Source organism: Pseudomonas sp. RGM2987 (assembly GCF_022952855.1).
Lineage (GTDB): Bacteria > Pseudomonadota > Gammaproteobacteria > Pseudomonadales > Pseudomonadaceae > Aquipseudomonas.
The window spans coordinates 14269-28500 of record NZ_JALJDX010000206.1; the positions used below are offsets into that span (position 1 = coordinate 14269).

Annotated in this window: 14 protein-coding genes and 1 pseudogene; 8 read left to right on the forward strand and 7 right to left on the reverse strand. The window is 60.9% G+C overall.

Annotation, left to right across the window (positions count from 1 at the left end):
• Positions 1-56 precede the first annotated feature (56 nt).
• Positions 57-1601 carry a phosphoenolpyruvate carboxykinase gene (locus RGM2987_RS17410; protein WP_245143570.1) on the forward strand — a complete coding sequence of 515 codons (1545 nt, stop codon included), beginning with the start codon at positions 57-59 and terminating at the stop codon, positions 1599-1601.
• A 164-nt stretch (positions 1602-1765) separates the two neighbouring features.
• Here the strand turns inward: RGM2987_RS17410 and RGM2987_RS17415 are convergent, their stop codons facing one another.
• The gene (locus RGM2987_RS17415) at positions 1766-2122 is read right to left on the reverse strand and encodes a DUF1493 family protein (RefSeq protein WP_245143571.1); all 357 of its coding nucleotides are present in this window, start codon (positions 2120-2122) and stop codon (positions 1766-1768) included.
• Between the two features lie 187 nt (positions 2123-2309).
• On the opposite strand from RGM2987_RS17415, the pseudogene RGM2987_RS17420 reads away from it, so the two are divergent.
• From RGM2987_RS17420 to RGM2987_RS17435, 4 genes and pseudogenes are all read left to right on the forward strand, one after another.
• A pseudogene (locus RGM2987_RS17420) lies at positions 2310-3523 on the forward strand (colicin E3/pyocin S6 family cytotoxin).
• Positions 3520-3747 carry a hypothetical protein gene (locus tag RGM2987_RS17425; RefSeq protein ID WP_245143572.1) on the forward strand — a complete coding sequence of 76 codons (228 nt, stop codon included), beginning with the start codon at positions 3520-3522 and terminating at the stop codon, positions 3745-3747. Before RGM2987_RS17420 ends, RGM2987_RS17425 begins: the two are co-directional and overlap by 4 nt.
• Before the next feature lie 182 nt (positions 3748-3929).
• Positions 3930-5156 (forward strand): 3-hydroxyacyl-CoA dehydrogenase, encoded by a 1227-nt coding sequence (locus RGM2987_RS17430; protein WP_245143574.1) that lies wholly within the window; start codon positions 3930-3932, stop codon positions 5154-5156.
• 50 nt (positions 5157-5206) lie between these two features.
• Positions 5207-5626: a thioesterase family protein gene (locus RGM2987_RS17435; RefSeq protein WP_245143576.1), complete on the forward strand. Its 420-nt coding sequence runs from the start codon at positions 5207-5209 to the stop codon at positions 5624-5626.
• A 77-nt stretch (positions 5627-5703) separates the two neighbouring features.
• Here the strand turns inward: RGM2987_RS17435 and RGM2987_RS17440 are convergent, their stop codons facing one another.
• The 4 genes from RGM2987_RS17440 to RGM2987_RS17455 all read right to left on the reverse strand — a co-directional run bounded on the left by RGM2987_RS17440 (position 5704) and on the right by RGM2987_RS17455 (position 10792).
• Complete coding sequence (locus RGM2987_RS17440) at positions 5704-6183, reverse strand: glycine zipper domain-containing protein (RefSeq protein WP_245143578.1); 480 nt, start codon at positions 6181-6183, stop codon at positions 5704-5706.
• Positions 6184-6626: 443 nt separating this feature from the next.
• Positions 6627-8975 (reverse strand): FdhF/YdeP family oxidoreductase, encoded by a 2349-nt coding sequence (locus tag RGM2987_RS17445; protein ID WP_245143580.1) that lies wholly within the window; start codon positions 8973-8975, stop codon positions 6627-6629.
• The gene (gene fdhD / locus RGM2987_RS17450; RefSeq protein ID WP_245143582.1) at positions 8972-9811 is read right to left on the reverse strand and encodes a formate dehydrogenase accessory sulfurtransferase FdhD; all 840 of its coding nucleotides are present in this window, start codon (positions 9809-9811) and stop codon (positions 8972-8974) included. The genes RGM2987_RS17445 and fdhD overlap by 4 nt, the downstream gene beginning before the upstream one ends.
• 93 nt (positions 9812-9904) lie before the next feature.
• The gene (locus RGM2987_RS17455; RefSeq protein ID WP_245143584.1) at positions 9905-10792 is read right to left on the reverse strand and encodes a LysR family transcriptional regulator; all 888 of its coding nucleotides are present in this window, start codon (positions 10790-10792) and stop codon (positions 9905-9907) included.
• A 135-nt stretch (positions 10793-10927) separates the two neighbouring features.
• Between RGM2987_RS17455 and lysM the strand changes: the two genes are divergently transcribed.
• Complete coding sequence (lysM, locus tag RGM2987_RS17460) at positions 10928-11368, forward strand: peptidoglycan-binding protein LysM (protein WP_245143586.1); 441 nt, start codon at positions 10928-10930, stop codon at positions 11366-11368.
• A gap of 126 nt (positions 11369-11494) precedes the next feature.
• Here lysM and yrfG read toward each other — a convergent pair whose 3' ends face one another.
• Positions 11495-12157 carry a GMP/IMP nucleotidase gene (gene yrfG, locus RGM2987_RS17465; RefSeq protein ID WP_245143590.1) on the reverse strand — a complete coding sequence of 221 codons (663 nt, stop codon included), beginning with the start codon at positions 12155-12157 and terminating at the stop codon, positions 11495-11497.
• An 88-nt stretch (positions 12158-12245) separates the two neighbouring features.
• Here yrfG and nudE point away from each other — a divergent pair, with 88 nt between their 5' ends.
• Positions 12246-12812 (forward strand): ADP compounds hydrolase NudE, encoded by a 567-nt coding sequence (gene nudE, locus RGM2987_RS17470; protein ID WP_245143593.1) that lies wholly within the window; start codon positions 12246-12248, stop codon positions 12810-12812.
• Positions 12809-13636: a 3'(2'),5'-bisphosphate nucleotidase CysQ gene (cysQ, locus tag RGM2987_RS17475; protein ID WP_245143597.1), complete on the forward strand. Its 828-nt coding sequence runs from the start codon at positions 12809-12811 to the stop codon at positions 13634-13636. Before nudE ends, cysQ begins: the two co-directional genes overlap by 4 nt.
• Before the next feature lie 124 nt (positions 13637-13760).
• Here cysQ and RGM2987_RS17480 read toward each other — a convergent pair whose 3' ends face one another.
• Positions 13761-14216 carry a YiiD C-terminal domain-containing protein gene (locus tag RGM2987_RS17480; protein WP_245143600.1) on the reverse strand — a complete coding sequence of 152 codons (456 nt, stop codon included), beginning with the start codon at positions 14214-14216 and terminating at the stop codon, positions 13761-13763.
• Positions 14217-14232 lie beyond the last annotated feature (16 nt).

Genomic DNA, 14232 nt, shown 5'->3' on the forward strand with positions numbered 1-14232 from the left:
CGACTTCCTACTACAAAACGTTTGGAGCACTCGGCCACGGGCCGACGGGGAATCTCATGACGCAAGCCAATAACGCCGTGTACACCGATCTGAGTGTCGATGATCTGGTCAAAGAAGCCCTGAATCGCGGTGAAGGCGAGCTTGCCGATACTGGCGCGCTGGTTGTTCGTACCGGTCATCGTACCGGTCGCTCGCCAGTCGACCGTTTTATCGTAGAAGAGCCAACCACCAAGGACGCCATCGCCTGGGGCCCGATCAACCGCAAGTTCCCGGCCGACAAGTTCGATGCCCTGTGGAACCGCGTTGAGGCCTACCTGGGCGAGCGCGAGCGTTTTGTCTCCCACGTGCATGTAGGTTCCGATCCTGCGCACTACCTGCCAGTCAAGATGACCACCGAGACAGCCTGGCACAACCTGTTCGGCCGCTGCCTGTTCATCAACCCCGAGCAATACAACGCCGGTGGCAAGGATGAATGGCAGATTCTCAACGCGCCGAACTTCGTCTGCGAGCCTGAGCGCGACGGCACCAACTCCGATGGCACCGTGATCATCAACTTCGCGGCCAAGAAAGTACTGATCGCCGGGATGCGCTACGCCGGTGAAATGAAGAAAGCCCTGTTCTCCGTGCAGAACTTCCTGCTGCCGGCTGTTGATGTGCTGCCAATGCACTGCGCCGCCAACATGGGTGAAGAGGGTGACGTGACCCTGTTCTTCGGTCTGTCGGGCACCGGCAAGACCACCCTGTCCGCCGATGAAAGCCGTTACCTGATCGGGGACGACGAACACGGCTGGGGCGTGGGCGTGGTCTTCAACATCGAAGGCGGCTGCTATGCCAAGTGCATCGACCTGTCCGAGAAGAACGAGCCTGTGATCTGGAAAGCCATCCAGCACGGCGCTGTACTGGAAAACGTCGTCCTGGATCCGGTGACCAAGAAAGCCGACTACGCCGACGACAGCCTGACCCAGAACAGCCGTGCGGCCTACCCGCGCGAACTGATCGAAAAACGCGCACCGAAAAACCTCGGTGGCGAGCCAAATGCCGTGATCTTCCTGACCTGCGACCTGACCGGCGTGCTGCCACCGGTGTCGATCCTCAGCGAAGAACAAGCCGCCTACCACTTCCTGTCCGGCTACACCGCACTGGTGGGCTCGACCGAAATGGGTTCGGGCAGCGGCATCAAGTCGACCTTCTCCACCTGCTTCGGCGCCCCGTTCTTCCCGCGTCCTGCCGGTGAATACGCTGAACTGTTGATCAAGCGTATCCGCGGCTTCGGCTCCAAGGTCTACCTGGTCAACACCGGCTGGACCGGTGGCGGCTATGGCGTTGGCAAACGCTTCAACATCCCGACCACCCGTGCGGTGATTGCCGCTATCCAGAGCGGCGCGCTGATCGGTGCTGAAACCGAACACCTGGACATCATCAACCTGGACGTGCCACTGGCGGTCCCGGGCGTCGAGACTGGCTTGTTGAACCCACGCAACACCTGGGCTGACAAGGCTGCGTACGACGAAGCTGCCAAGGCACTGGCCGGTCTGTTCATCGAGAACTTCAAGAAGTTCGATGTGAGCACCGCGATCAAGGCTGCTGGTCCTCAGTTGTAAGGTTCGGTCAGCCAATGAAAAAGCCGCCTGACAGGGCGGCTTTTTTGTGGGCGACGCAAAGATGAAACACGGGCGCGATCTGCTGTTCAGGGTGCGGGGAAGTGCCAATATTCCAGCTGAATTTGAGGTAAACAACCAGAATAATGTCACTTAAGGCGTTGTGATCAATCCGTTCCTTCCAGTTCCAGTGTATCCCATCGTCGTGCCTTGATCGCCTTGTAGAGCATACCGATAGTCAACGGCACCTTCGTCCCACGGCCCTTGGCCCTGCGCTTTTGGAACACATCAAACCCTTCCGGTTGGAAATAGCGGTAGGCGTCGTAGTCGATGAGGTCGAGGGCGAATTGCTCCTCCATCGCTTCCATCAGATGCCGGGCATCCCCACCGTCGCAGCCCAGGTCGAGATTTATCGCCGTATCCAGGCGAATCGTCCTGTGTTCCGGCAGGCCAATTTCTTCGTGGAGCAGTTCCATGAGCTGGCGCATGGCGTAGTCATCGGGGAAGCCTGGGGCGAGGTGCATGGCGGAGAGTCCGGGCTGGTGGGCGTGTCTGGATGGGAAACTCCAGTGTGAAACCGTTGTTCACTGGAACAAAGAGGAATGATCCCACAACAATCCAGGAAGCGTCTGGTAAGCGTTCTTTTGGCTGCCCGGTAAGGTTTATCTCACCCTTTCAATCCAGGTTGATACGGCCGGGCAAGGACGAACGATGAGTAAAGGAAAACCCGGTGAGCCCCAGGTCTGGGAGCACCATGGTGGCGACTGGGGCTACAGGAGGCTGCGGGATATGACCCCAGCCGAGCTGGCCAAGCGAGAAGTCGACCAACAGCGCCACGACGCCATGCTCGGCAGACAGGACGCCTACATGAAGGCGCGTCTGGCCCAACTGCACCAAGAGCACGCTCCCGCTATACGGGGTTGCGTATTCACCAAGTCCTGCAAGTTGCCCGATGCGGTTATCGACTACTGCAATCCAACCGGCTACATCCCTACGGAGCTTGTGAAGGAATACGGCACGATGGCTCTGCTGGGTGGGCGCCAGGTAGACGAGTCGGGGCGTGTACCGCTGAAAAAAATCACCGGTGCGTTACCGGCCAGCTTCGGTACGTTTGCCTTGGGCGGGACGGCACTGAACGCGATAGGTACAGGCACCAGTGCCGCTGTCGGTGCAATCTCCGCACCTGTGGCGGCGGGTGCGCTGCTGGGTCTGGTGGGCTTGTTGGCGCCCACTAGCTTGGTGACGGCTCACTGTATACCGAAGATCAATTGCGCTCCCTGGAACACGCTCGGACCCGTGTGCGGCTGCATATCGAAACCCGAGTCGACGGGACGCTGAAAGGGTATGGCTACAACACCCAGACGCGACGTGACTGGGAAATGATTCCGGTGGTGACCTTCCAGGTTCGCGGCGACCTCTATGTGGCGGACTTTGGCGATGGGGTGGAGTTGATCTGGACGCCAGCGGCGGATCCTTCGACGACACTGGGAATACCGGCCCTGGAGGCCGCTCCCCAGGCACCTCATATCTGGATCTTCCCGCCAACCCCTGCGGCGGACAGCATTATCGTCAATCCGATTTATCCGCCGGAGTACAAGGATTTCATTCTTGTGTTTCCAGTGGGTTCCGGGGTTTCGCCGCTTTATATTGTGTTGAGTGTTTCTGATCATAAATATCATCCGACACCTAAAGGTGTTCTGCCTGCTTTCCCTGACCTTTTTCGTGTCCGGTCAAAAACTGCGGTACAAGGCGGAGGGGGGTTACGTCCGCGCTGGAATGATCGAGCGGGAAACATTTATGAATGGGATCGGCAGCATGGAGCGCTTGAAAAATACAACAAACGTGGAAAACACCAAGGCGAGTTCGATCATGTTACTGGTCATCAAACAAAAAGTGCGGATAAGACGAGGGAGGTAGATCCATGAGTTTTGCAGTGTTGGGCTTCCGTCCAGGCAAGGATGAACCGGTATTTGAGCAGAATCTCAGTCTGGTAACAGAGGAACTGAAGACCGTTATGGGCTGGAAAAGTGAGGATGATCACGTGGGAGTGGACTTCAGACTCTCTGTGACACAAGTACTGGAGATTGAACGCTTGGAGTCGGTGGCTTTTCCCCATGGCCTTGATCTGTATTTAACATCTTATGAGTGACGGTCAAAAATCGCGTAAGGTCGAGCTTAGAAGTTACCGACGGCTGCGGCCTCGTCGCCGGACCCAAGGACACCTGCCACATCCATCCGCTGAATGCCCGCCATCACACGAATAAATTTCAAAAAAACTCCCACGCTGACTAAGGTGAAGGCTGTCTTTGGATCGCCAACAAGAGAGCAAACATGAGCCAGACACCCTTCGATATTCAGCGCGCCGCCGTGGTCGGTGCAGGCACCATGGGGCGGGGCATCGTGATGTGCCTGGCCAACGCCGGCGTGGCGGTGCAGTGGGTCGACAACAATCCACAGATGCTTGAGCAAGCACTGGTTGCGGTGGCTGAAACCTACGCCCACAGCGTGCGCCAGGGACGTATTGACCAGGGCGAAGCCGATGCCCGGATCGCGCGGGTCACCCGCGCAGATGACTACACGGCAATCCGCGACGTGGATCTGGTGATCGAGGCGGTGTATGAAAACCTCGAGCTCAAGCAGAAAATTTTCCGTGAGCTCGATGGTTTGCTCAAGCCCGAGGCGATCCTGGCAAGCAATACGTCGGCCCTGGACATCGATGCCATCGCCGCAGTCACGCAACGGCCAGCCCAGGTCCTGGGCCTGCATTTCTTCAGCCCGGCGCACATCATGAAGCTGCTGGAAGTCGTACGCGGTGCGCAGACTTCCAAGGCGGTGCTGGAGGCAGCCCTGGCGTTGGGCAAGCGCATGGGCAAGGTCAGCGTGGTATCGGGCAATTGCCACGGTTTCATCGGTAACCGGATGCTGCACCCCTATGTATTGGAGGCGCGCAAGATGCTGCTGGAGGGAGCATTTCCCCATCAGGTTGACGCGGCGTTGCAGGCTTTTGGTTTCGCCATGGGGCCGTTCCGCATGTACGACGTCGTTGGGATCGATCTGGAATGGCGCGCCCGTGAGCTGGCGGGCAAAGGCCAGGATGCACCCGAGGTGCAGGTGGATAATCGCTTGTGCGAATTGGGGCGGTTCGGCCAGAAGAGCGGCAACGGTTACTATCACTACGAACCCGGTAGCCGACAGGCCGAGCATGACGTTGAAGTCGATGCGCTGGTGCTGCGGGTCAGCGAAGAACTGGGTTTCCAGCGTCGCGAGATTGGCCCGCAAGAAATTCGCGAGCGCTGCCTGCTGGCGCTGGTCAACGAAGGTACGAAGATCCTGCAGGAAGGCATTGCCGAGTCGGCTCACGATATTGACCTGGTCTACCTCAACGGCTACGGATTCCCGGCGGACAAGGGTGGCCCGATGGCCTGGGCCGATGGGCAGGGCCTGGATGATATCCATGCGCGGCTGCTGGAGCTTGAAACGAAGCAGGGCGACCAATGGAAGCCCGCGCGCCTGATCGGGGAATTGGCCGCCCAGGGCAAGGGCTTCGCCCAGCGCTAGGTCCAGTCCGGCGCAACGTACCAATCAACGAGCCACCACAAGGACAACTGATGCCCCAACGTTCCGAATACCTGCACTTGCAACCGCTTACTACCCGCTGGCATGACAACGATGTGTACGGTCACGTCAACAACGTCACCTATTACAGTTTTTTCGATACGGCGGTGAACACCTACCTGATCGAAGTCGGTGGCCTGGATATCCATGGTGGCGAAGTAGTAGGGTTCGTGGTGAGCTCGTCCTGCGACTACTTTGCCTCAATCGCTTTCCCGGAAAAAATTGAAGTCGGTTTGCGCGTTGCCAAACTGGGCAGTAGCTCGGTGCAGTACGAGCTGGCGGTGTTCAAGGAAGATGAAGAGGAGGCGTGCGCAGCGGGACGGTTTGTCCACGTGTTCGTGGACCGGGCGTCGAATCGGCCGGTGGCGATTCCGGATCGGCTGCGCGGCGCTTTGCAGCAATTGGTGGTCTGAAACGAAAATCGCAGCCTGCGATCAGCGCCAGGCGCTGTCGGGGGCTGCGATTGTCAACGGCGCTATACCGTCAGCCGTTAGTCGCGGTAGTGGCGATGGTGATGCTTGCGATGCCCATAGGCATGGCCGCGACCCGGATGGCCGTCACGGTAGTAGCGACGGTCACCGCGGCGATTGTCATAACGACGGTCATCGTCATCATCCTTGCCCATGTAGTTACCCAGCGCGCCGCCGGCACCGCCGCCAGCTGCCGCGCCGATCAGGCTACCGGTGGAGCCGCCTACGCTGCGGCCGACCACGTTACCGCCGGCCGCGCCCAGCGCGCCGCCAATGGCTGCTTCGCCGCGGCTGTGTTTGTCTGCACCGACCGCACTACCGCCCGCGCCGCCGAGGGCCGCGCCAATAGTGGAACCGGTGTTGCCGCCCAGGGACTGGCCGACGACCGAACCCAAAACCCCGCCCAATGCGCCGCCAACACCTGCTTCGGCAGTACCGCCCGCAGAGGCGATGCCGCTGACCAGGCCAAGGGACAACAAGAGAATGGAGGAGAACTTCATAGAGGAGCCTCAAAGGGATGACGGCGCGATCCTGAGGCTGGCTTCGCTTGGTGACAATCGAAATCCGACGAGTAACACGACTTGTGCACAATTCTCTAAGTTACTGTTTTCCGGGCGGAACTTAAGCTGTTTTGCTCGGTCTTTAGCTACTTCAGACAGGCTGTTTTCTATGGGAAACGGCCTTTTTTGTGGGCGGTCGAAAAGTGCGATGGGTGGCGTAATACCGTTCACTTAACGCGTATGAACTCATCGTGGCGAGGGAGCTTGCTCCCGCTGGGACGGTCCGACGCCTCGGGCGTAGCAGCCCTTTTTTGTGAGCGCTGCGCACTGGAGCGCCAGCCCGGTCAAGCGGGAGCAAGCTCCCTCGCCACGGGTTCAGCGATGTCCTTGAGTGAGCAGTATTGCGATGGGGCGAGGGTTTTTGCCCCTCGCCCACAGGAACGTCAGGCCGACTTGGCCAGGATCAAGTGATCCTCGCTGGCCGCTTCCAGGCGAATCGCCACGAATTTCGACGTCGGTGTATGGCTGCCGTCGCCGGTGCTTTCCAGCGGTACCAACGGGTTCACTTCAGGGTAATAGGCCGCTGCCTGCCCGGCCGGAATGTCGAACGCCAGCAGGGTGAAACCCTTGACCCGACGTTCGCGGCCATCATCCCAGAGCGAGACGATGTCGGCTTTCTGCCCCGGCCTGAAGCCCAGGCGGATGATGTCGGCCTCGTTGACGAACAACACATCGCGCTGGCCTTTGACGCCGCGATAACGGTCATCGAGACCATAGATGGTGGTGTTGTACTGATCGTGGGAGCGCATCGATTGCATGATCAGGTCCGGCAACTGGCCGGTGGCGCGGGTGCGTTCGTGCACCAGGTCGGCCGGTAGCAGGTTGGGCTTGAAGTTGGCCCGGCCTGACGCCGTGTTCCAGCGACGCGAACCGGCGCTGTTGCCCAGGTAGAAGCCACCGGGGTTCTGGATTTTTTCGTTGAAATCCTTGAAGCCGGGGACTGTATCGGCGATCAGGTCGCGGATGCGGCTGTAGTCGGCCACCAGCCAGTTCCAGTCCACCGGGCGGCTGCCCAGGGTCGCGGCGGCGATGCCGGCGATGATCCACGGTTCAGAGCGCATCTGGTTCGACAGCGGTTGCAGCTGGCCCTTGGAGGCGTGGACCATGCTGAAGGAGTCTTCCACGGTCACCGCTTGCGTACCTTCGGTTTGCAGGTCGATGTCGGTGCGGCCCAGGCACGGCAGGATCAGCGCCTGCTTGCCGTGGGCCAGATGGCTGCGGTTGAGCTTGGTGCTGATCTGCACGGTCAGGTCGCAGTTGCTCAGGGCCTGGAAGGTCCGGTGACTGTCCGGCGTGGCTTGGGCGAAGTTGCCACCCAGGCCGACGAATACCTTCGCCCGCCCTTCAGCCATGGCATGGATTGCCTCGACCACATTGTGGCCGTTTTCCCGCGGTACCTTGAACTGGAAGCGCCGCTCCAGGGTGTCAAGGAATGCCACCGGCGGGCGCTCGTTGATGCCCATGGTCCGGTCGCCCTGGACGTTGCTGTGGCCGCGCACCGGGCATAGGCCCGCGCCTGGGCGGCCGATGTTGCCGCGCAGCAACATGACGTTGGCGAGTTCCTGCAGGGTCGCCACCGAATGACGATGCTGGGTGAGCCCCATCGCCCAGCACATGATCACGTTCTTGCTTCTGGCGTACATGCGCGCCGCTTGTTCGATGTCCGCCAGGGTCATGCCCGACTGCTCGACGATCTGCTCCCACGACGTGTCGTCGACCACCGCCAGGTAATCCAGCACGTTGGCGCTGTGTTCGTTGAGGAATGCGTGGTCGAATACCGCCGGTTCGCCGGCTTTCTGCGCATCGCGCTCCCATTGCAGCAGGAACTTCGCCATGCCCCGCAGGATCGCCATGTCGCCGCCCAGGGCCGGGCGGAAATAGGCGGTGTTGGTCGGCTTATCGCCGTTGGTGAGCATCTCGAACGGGTGCTGCGGATGTTGGAAACGCTCCAGGCCACGCTCCTTGAGCGGGTTGATGCACACTACCTGGGCGCCGCGCTTCACCGCTTCGCGCAGCGGCTCGAGCATCCGCGGGTGGTTGGTGCCGGGGTTCTGGCCCCAGACGAAAATCGCGTCGGCGTGTTCGAAGTCGTCGAAGGTCACCGTGCCCTTGCCCACGCCGACACTCTGGGACAGCGCCACGCCGCTGGCTTCGTGGCACATGTTCGAGCAATCGGGGAAGTTATTGGTGCCGAAGGCGCGCACGAACAGTTGATACAGGTAGGCCGCTTCGTTGCTGGCCCGGCCCGAGGTATAGAACTCGGCCTGGTTCGGGCTGGACAGCCCTTGCAAGTGTTTGCCAATCAGTGTGAACGCCGCTTCCCAACTGATGGGCTTGTAGCGGTCGGTTTCGGCGTCATAGCTCATCGGCTCGGTCAGGCGGCCCTGGTATTCGAGCCAGTAGTCGCTCTGCTCCAGCAAGGAGGTCACGCTGTGACGGGCAAAAAAAGCCGCATCGACGCGACGTTTGGTAGCTTCCCAGTTCACGGCCTTGGCGCCGTTTTCGCAGAACTTGACCATGCCGCTTTCCGGCGAGTCGCCCCAGGCACAGCCGGGGCAGTCGAACCCGCCGTTCTGGTTGGTCTTGAGCATCATGCGGATGTTCTTCAGCGCATTGTCGCTGGTCAGCCAGGCCTGGGCGACGCTGATCAGCGCGCCCCAACCACCGGCCGGGCCCTTGTAGGGCTTGTAGCGCGGTACAGGTTTCTGATCGGCTTGTTGATGATTGCTCACGCTTGATTCTCCATCGCAGGGCTGTAGACCCGCGGCGCACTTTTTTGCGGCAGGTGGATGAGGTTGAGGTTGTGCTGGCGGGCCCATTGCACGGCAAGGCCGGTGGGTGACGACAGGCTGACCAGGGTCTGGACACCGGCGCGCAGTACTTTCTGGATCAACTCCAGGCTGCACCGGCTGGTGACGATGGCCACGCCACCGGCGACCGGAATCTGTTGCCGCACCAGCGCACCGATCAGCTTGTCGAGGGCGTTGTGCCGGCCAATGTCTTCGCGGCCCAGCAGTAACTCGCCCTGGGCGTTCATGAACAGCGCTGCGTGGACCGCCCCACAGTGCTGCCCCAGGGGCTGGAACTGGCTGATGCGCTGGCGCAGGCCATCGAGCCATTGCGCTGGTGGCAGCGGGGCGCCGGGCAAGACCTTGAGGTTGGGCAATGCCTGTTCCACCGCTTCCACGCCGCACAGGCCGCAGCCGCTGGTGCCGGCCAGTTGTCGGCGTTGCTGCTTGAGGTTCCAGAACGCACGGTTGGCGATGGTCACTTGGGCATGGTGCGCGGAGCCTGCGCCAATCAGTTGCAGGTCATAGATGTCCGCAGCGTCTTCAATGATGCCGCTGCCCAGGCTGAAGCCGACGATGAAGTCTTCAAGGTCGGTCGGGGTGACGAGCATGACGGCCTGACTGATGCCGTTATAGGCAATCGCCAGCGCCACTTCCTCGGCCAGCGCGGTGCTGTCCGAGTGCGAGCGGTCCAGATTGCAGTAGCGATAGCTCTGGCTGGCGGCCGGCCCGGGTGTCTCCACCGAGGGGGGCGGGCAGGCAGGAGGCTTGTCGTTCATGGGCATCACTGAAAGTAGGAATAGTGTTAAGACTAAATGCGGCAATCTGCCACGTCTAATCGCTATTACTGATCTTTCAATAGATGACGTCGATCAAGTGTCCGTCATTGATTTCTGGTAGAGGGCGAAACAGGCTTCCGCCAACGCCGAACGTGGCGCGCCGCGCCGCATGATCATTCCCAGTGGGACCAGCGTCTGCGCGCTTTCGATGGGCTGGATGCGCAGATCTTCAGTCAGCACATTCAGGCCACTTTCCAGGGGCATCACCGCGCAGCACAGTCCACCGTGAACCGCTTGCAACAACTGATGCACGGCGTCGGTTTGCAGCAGCGGCTGAGGGGTCAGGCCCCGGCTGTGGAAGTTGTAGTCGATGGATTGGCGAAAATGCATGCCGCTGGTGAGCATGCCCAGGGGCAATTCCATCAGAGCCTGCCAGCTCAGCGGCTGCTCGCCGAAAAAGAAAAAGCGCTGGTCATACAGCAGGCCCATGCGCGTATGGCTGAACGGCAGGGCCTCGAAACGCTCGTTGTCCAGGCGCTCGAGATAGGAAATGCCCAGGTCGATGCGGTTGTTTGCCAGTTGCTCAAGGATTTGCTCGGAACTCAGGGAGGACAGTTCAAACCGCAGGTTCGGGTGCTCGGTGTGCAAGCGCTGCATCATCGCAAGCGGATCGAAGTCCGACAATGGCACCACACCCAGGCGCAGTGTGCCCACCAGGTTACCGCGACAGGCCGCCGCCTCGGCCTGCAAGCCGTCATAAGCCGCCAGCACCGTACGCGCCCAGGCCAGCACCCGCTCTCCCGGCGCAGTAAACCCTTCGAAACGCTGGCCGCGATTGACCAGCGGCAGCTCGAGTTCTTCTTCAAGGCTTCGCAGGCGCATCGACAGGGTCGGTTGGGTGATGTGGCAGCGAGCGGCGGCTTGGCCGAAGTGGCGGGTTTCATCCAGTGCGATGAGAAATTTCAGCTGCTTGATGTCCATCTTCGCTCCAGGGCGCAGGAAGTTTCGGATTCTAGCGCTTGCGGGGGACGGGGTCATTGGTCGGCTGGGAACCGGGTTCGTCCGGCCTGGTCTAGTCTTTTGCATTTGGACACTTGAACCCAAGGAGCGTGCACCATGAGTCTTTTTAGCTTTGTGAAGGAAGCAGGCGAAAAACTGATCGACCTGCTGACCCCTGGCAACGCCAATGCCAGCGAGCAGTTGAAAGAACACATCAATAAGGTCGGGCTGGGTAACCCGAATGTTCACGCGACCATCGAGGGCGACAAAGTCACCGTGACGGGTGAAGTAGGCAGCCAGGAAGAGAAGGAAAAAATCCTGCTGGCTGTGGGTAACATCGAAGGTGTCGGCAGTGTGGATGACCAGATCACGGTGACCGGTCCGGTGGCAAAAGCGGCGCGTTTCGTAACCGTGAAGAAGGGCGACACCCTCAGTGCCATCTCCAAGACCGAGTACGGCGACGCGAACAAGTACAACAAGATTTTCGAGGCCAACAAGCCGATGTTGTCTCATCCGGACAAGATTTATCCGGGGCAGGTGTTGCGTATCCCTGAGTAACCGACACTTGTGGCGAGGGAGCTTGCTCCCGCTCGGCTGCGTAGCAGTCGCATTTTTGGGGGAGCGCTGCGCACTGGTGCGCCAGCCCGGCCCAGCGGGAGCAGCTCCCTCGCCACATTGATCGCGTCAAAGCCCTTCGATGAGCGTCCGGTAGTCCACCAACGCTGCGAACTCCCCCGTATCCTTCGGCCCCTTGCGGCTATCCGGCTCGCTGACCGCCAGCAGGTGCGCCACGCCGAAGTCCCGGGCGCTGCGCAGCACCGGCAGGGTGTCGTCGATGAACAGGCTGCGGGCCGGGTCGAAATCCAGGTCGGCTTGCAGGGCGTCCCAGAATTGGCGGTTCTCCTTGGGGAAACCATAGTCGTGGGAGCTGATCAGGCGCTCGAAGTAGGGCGCCAGTTCGATTCGTTCCAGCTTCAGAGACAGCGAGTCGCGGTGGGCGTTGGTGATCATCACCACGCGCTTGCCGGCCTGTTGGATCGCGGCCAGGAAGGTGTCTGCGTCCGGGCGCAAGGCGATCAGGTGCGCGGTTTCCAGCTTCAGTTCGCGCACCGGCAGCTTCAGCTCGGCCGTCCAGAAATCCAGGCAATACCATTGCAGCTGGCCGGCGTTGCGCTCGAACAGCGGCTGCAGCTCCATCTGCGCCATCGCCCGGCTCACGCCGTGCAGTTCGGCGTAGCGTTGGGGCAGGTGTTCCATCCAGAAATGGTTGTCGTAATGCAGGTCCAGCAAGGTGCCGTCCATGTCCAGCAGCACCGTATCGATCTCGTGCCAAGGCAACAAGGCCATAAAACTTCTCCAGCGGTAATCAGGTATCCGACACAAACAATCAGGATAGGCCGGGTATAGTAGCCCGCTATCGCCCAGGGAGCCGTCTATGCGCCAGAAACCCACCATACTCGATCGCCGGATCGTCGCCACCAGCCGCCTGTTTTGCGTGGAAGAACTGAAACTGCGTTTTTCCAACGGCGTGGAGCGTACCTATGAGCGCTTGGCGAGCAAGGGCACGGGGTATGGCGCGGTGATGATCGTGGCGATGCTCGATGCCGATCATGCGGTGCTGGTCGAAGAATATTGCGGGGGCACCGACGCCTACGAGCTGTCCCTGCCCAAGGGTTTGATCGAGCCGGGCGAGGATGTGCTGGCGGCCGCCGAGCGCGAACTCAAGGAGGAAGCAGGTTTCGGCGCGCGGCAATTGGAGCACCTGACCGAACTGTCGCTGTCCCCCGGCTACATGAGCCAGAAGATCCAGGTGGTGCTGGCAACCGATTTGTATGAAGAGCGGCTGGAGGGCGATGAGCCCGAGCCGATGCGTGTGGACAAGGTCAATCTGCGTGAGCTGTCGGCCCTGGCGCAAAACCCACAATTTACCGAAGGCCGGGCCTTGGCCGCGTTGTATCTGGCCCGTGATCTGTTGGCCCAGCGCGGAGCCATGTTGCCATGAATTTCCCCCATCCCCTGATGGCTCCGGTCATCGAGCTGGCGCTCAAGGCAGGCGAGGCGATCCTGCCGTTCTGGCGCGCGGATGTGAAGGTCAATCGCAAGGCCGACGCATCGCCGGTGACCGCCGCCGACATCGCCGCCCATGACGTGATCGTAGCCGGGTTGACCGCGCTGGCCCCGGATATCCCGATTCTTTCCGAAGAAGACGCCGATATCGCGCAAAGCGTACGTGCCGGCTGGCAACGCTGGTGGCTGGTGGACCCGCTGGATGGAACCAAGGAGTTCATATCCGGCAGCGAGGAGTTCACCGTCAATATCGCGTTGGTGGAGCAGGGGCGCGTGGTATTTGGCGTAGTGTCGATGCCCACCAGTGGACGCTTTTATGTCGGCGGCGCGGGCCTGGGGGCCTGGCGTGGCGACAAGGGCGGCGAGCCGTTGCCGATTACGGTTCGTAATGTGCTGGCGCCGGGAGAGGCCTTCACGGTGGTCGCCAGCCGTCGCCACACCAGTGCGGAGCAGGAACGCCTATTGGAAGGCTTGCGCGCAAGCCTGGGTGAATTGCAGCTGACCAATATTGGTAGCTCGCTGAAGTTTTGCCTGTTGGCCGAGGGGGCGGCGGATTGTTATCCACGTCTGGCCCCGACGTCTCAATGGGACACCGCCGCCGCCCAGGGTGTGCTGGAAGGCGCGGGTGGTGAAGTGCTGGATCTGCGTGGCGAGCCTTTCTGCTATCCGGCGCGGGAGTCGCTGCTCAATGAGTCGTTCCTGGCGTTGCCGGCGCAAGCCGCGTGGCGGGGCAAGTTGCTGGAACTGGCCCGTTCCTGATTTACACCTGCCTTTGTGGCGAGGGAGCTTGCTCCCGCTCGGTTGCGCAGCAACCGCCAAAAGCCGGGGCTGCTTCGCAGCCCAGCGGGAGCAAGCTCCCTCGCCACAGGGGGCAGCGGTGCTTTTAGCGGTGCAGCACGTACTGCCCCTCGAACCGCACCGCCGCTTCGTCACTCCCGGTATTCATCACCTGCGTCTGCAAGCTCAGCCGCGCCCGTCCGTAGCGTCGGTAAGTCGCCAAAAAGCGTTTCCAGACCTTCTCCTCAGGCGCGTCGCAGACGACGGTCGCATCGCCTGTGACCGGCAGCGGATAGCTGATCTGCCCTTCCTGAATCACGATATGCCCGTCTTCGATGCCTTCTTCGCGCAGCGCCAGATGTAGCCAACCCCAGCCACCAAGCACCGCGCCGCAGTACAGGCTGCCGCCGAACATGGTGCTCTTGTGGTTGACGTTGGCCTCCAAAGGCAAAAACAGGTTCAGCTGCCGGGCCTGCCAATCGAGCACCTTCAGGCCCATGTCCCGGGTCAGTGGGATGTCGTGATGCAGGACGGATTCCAGATAGCGGCTGTCGCGATTCATTGCCGGGCCTCTTGCT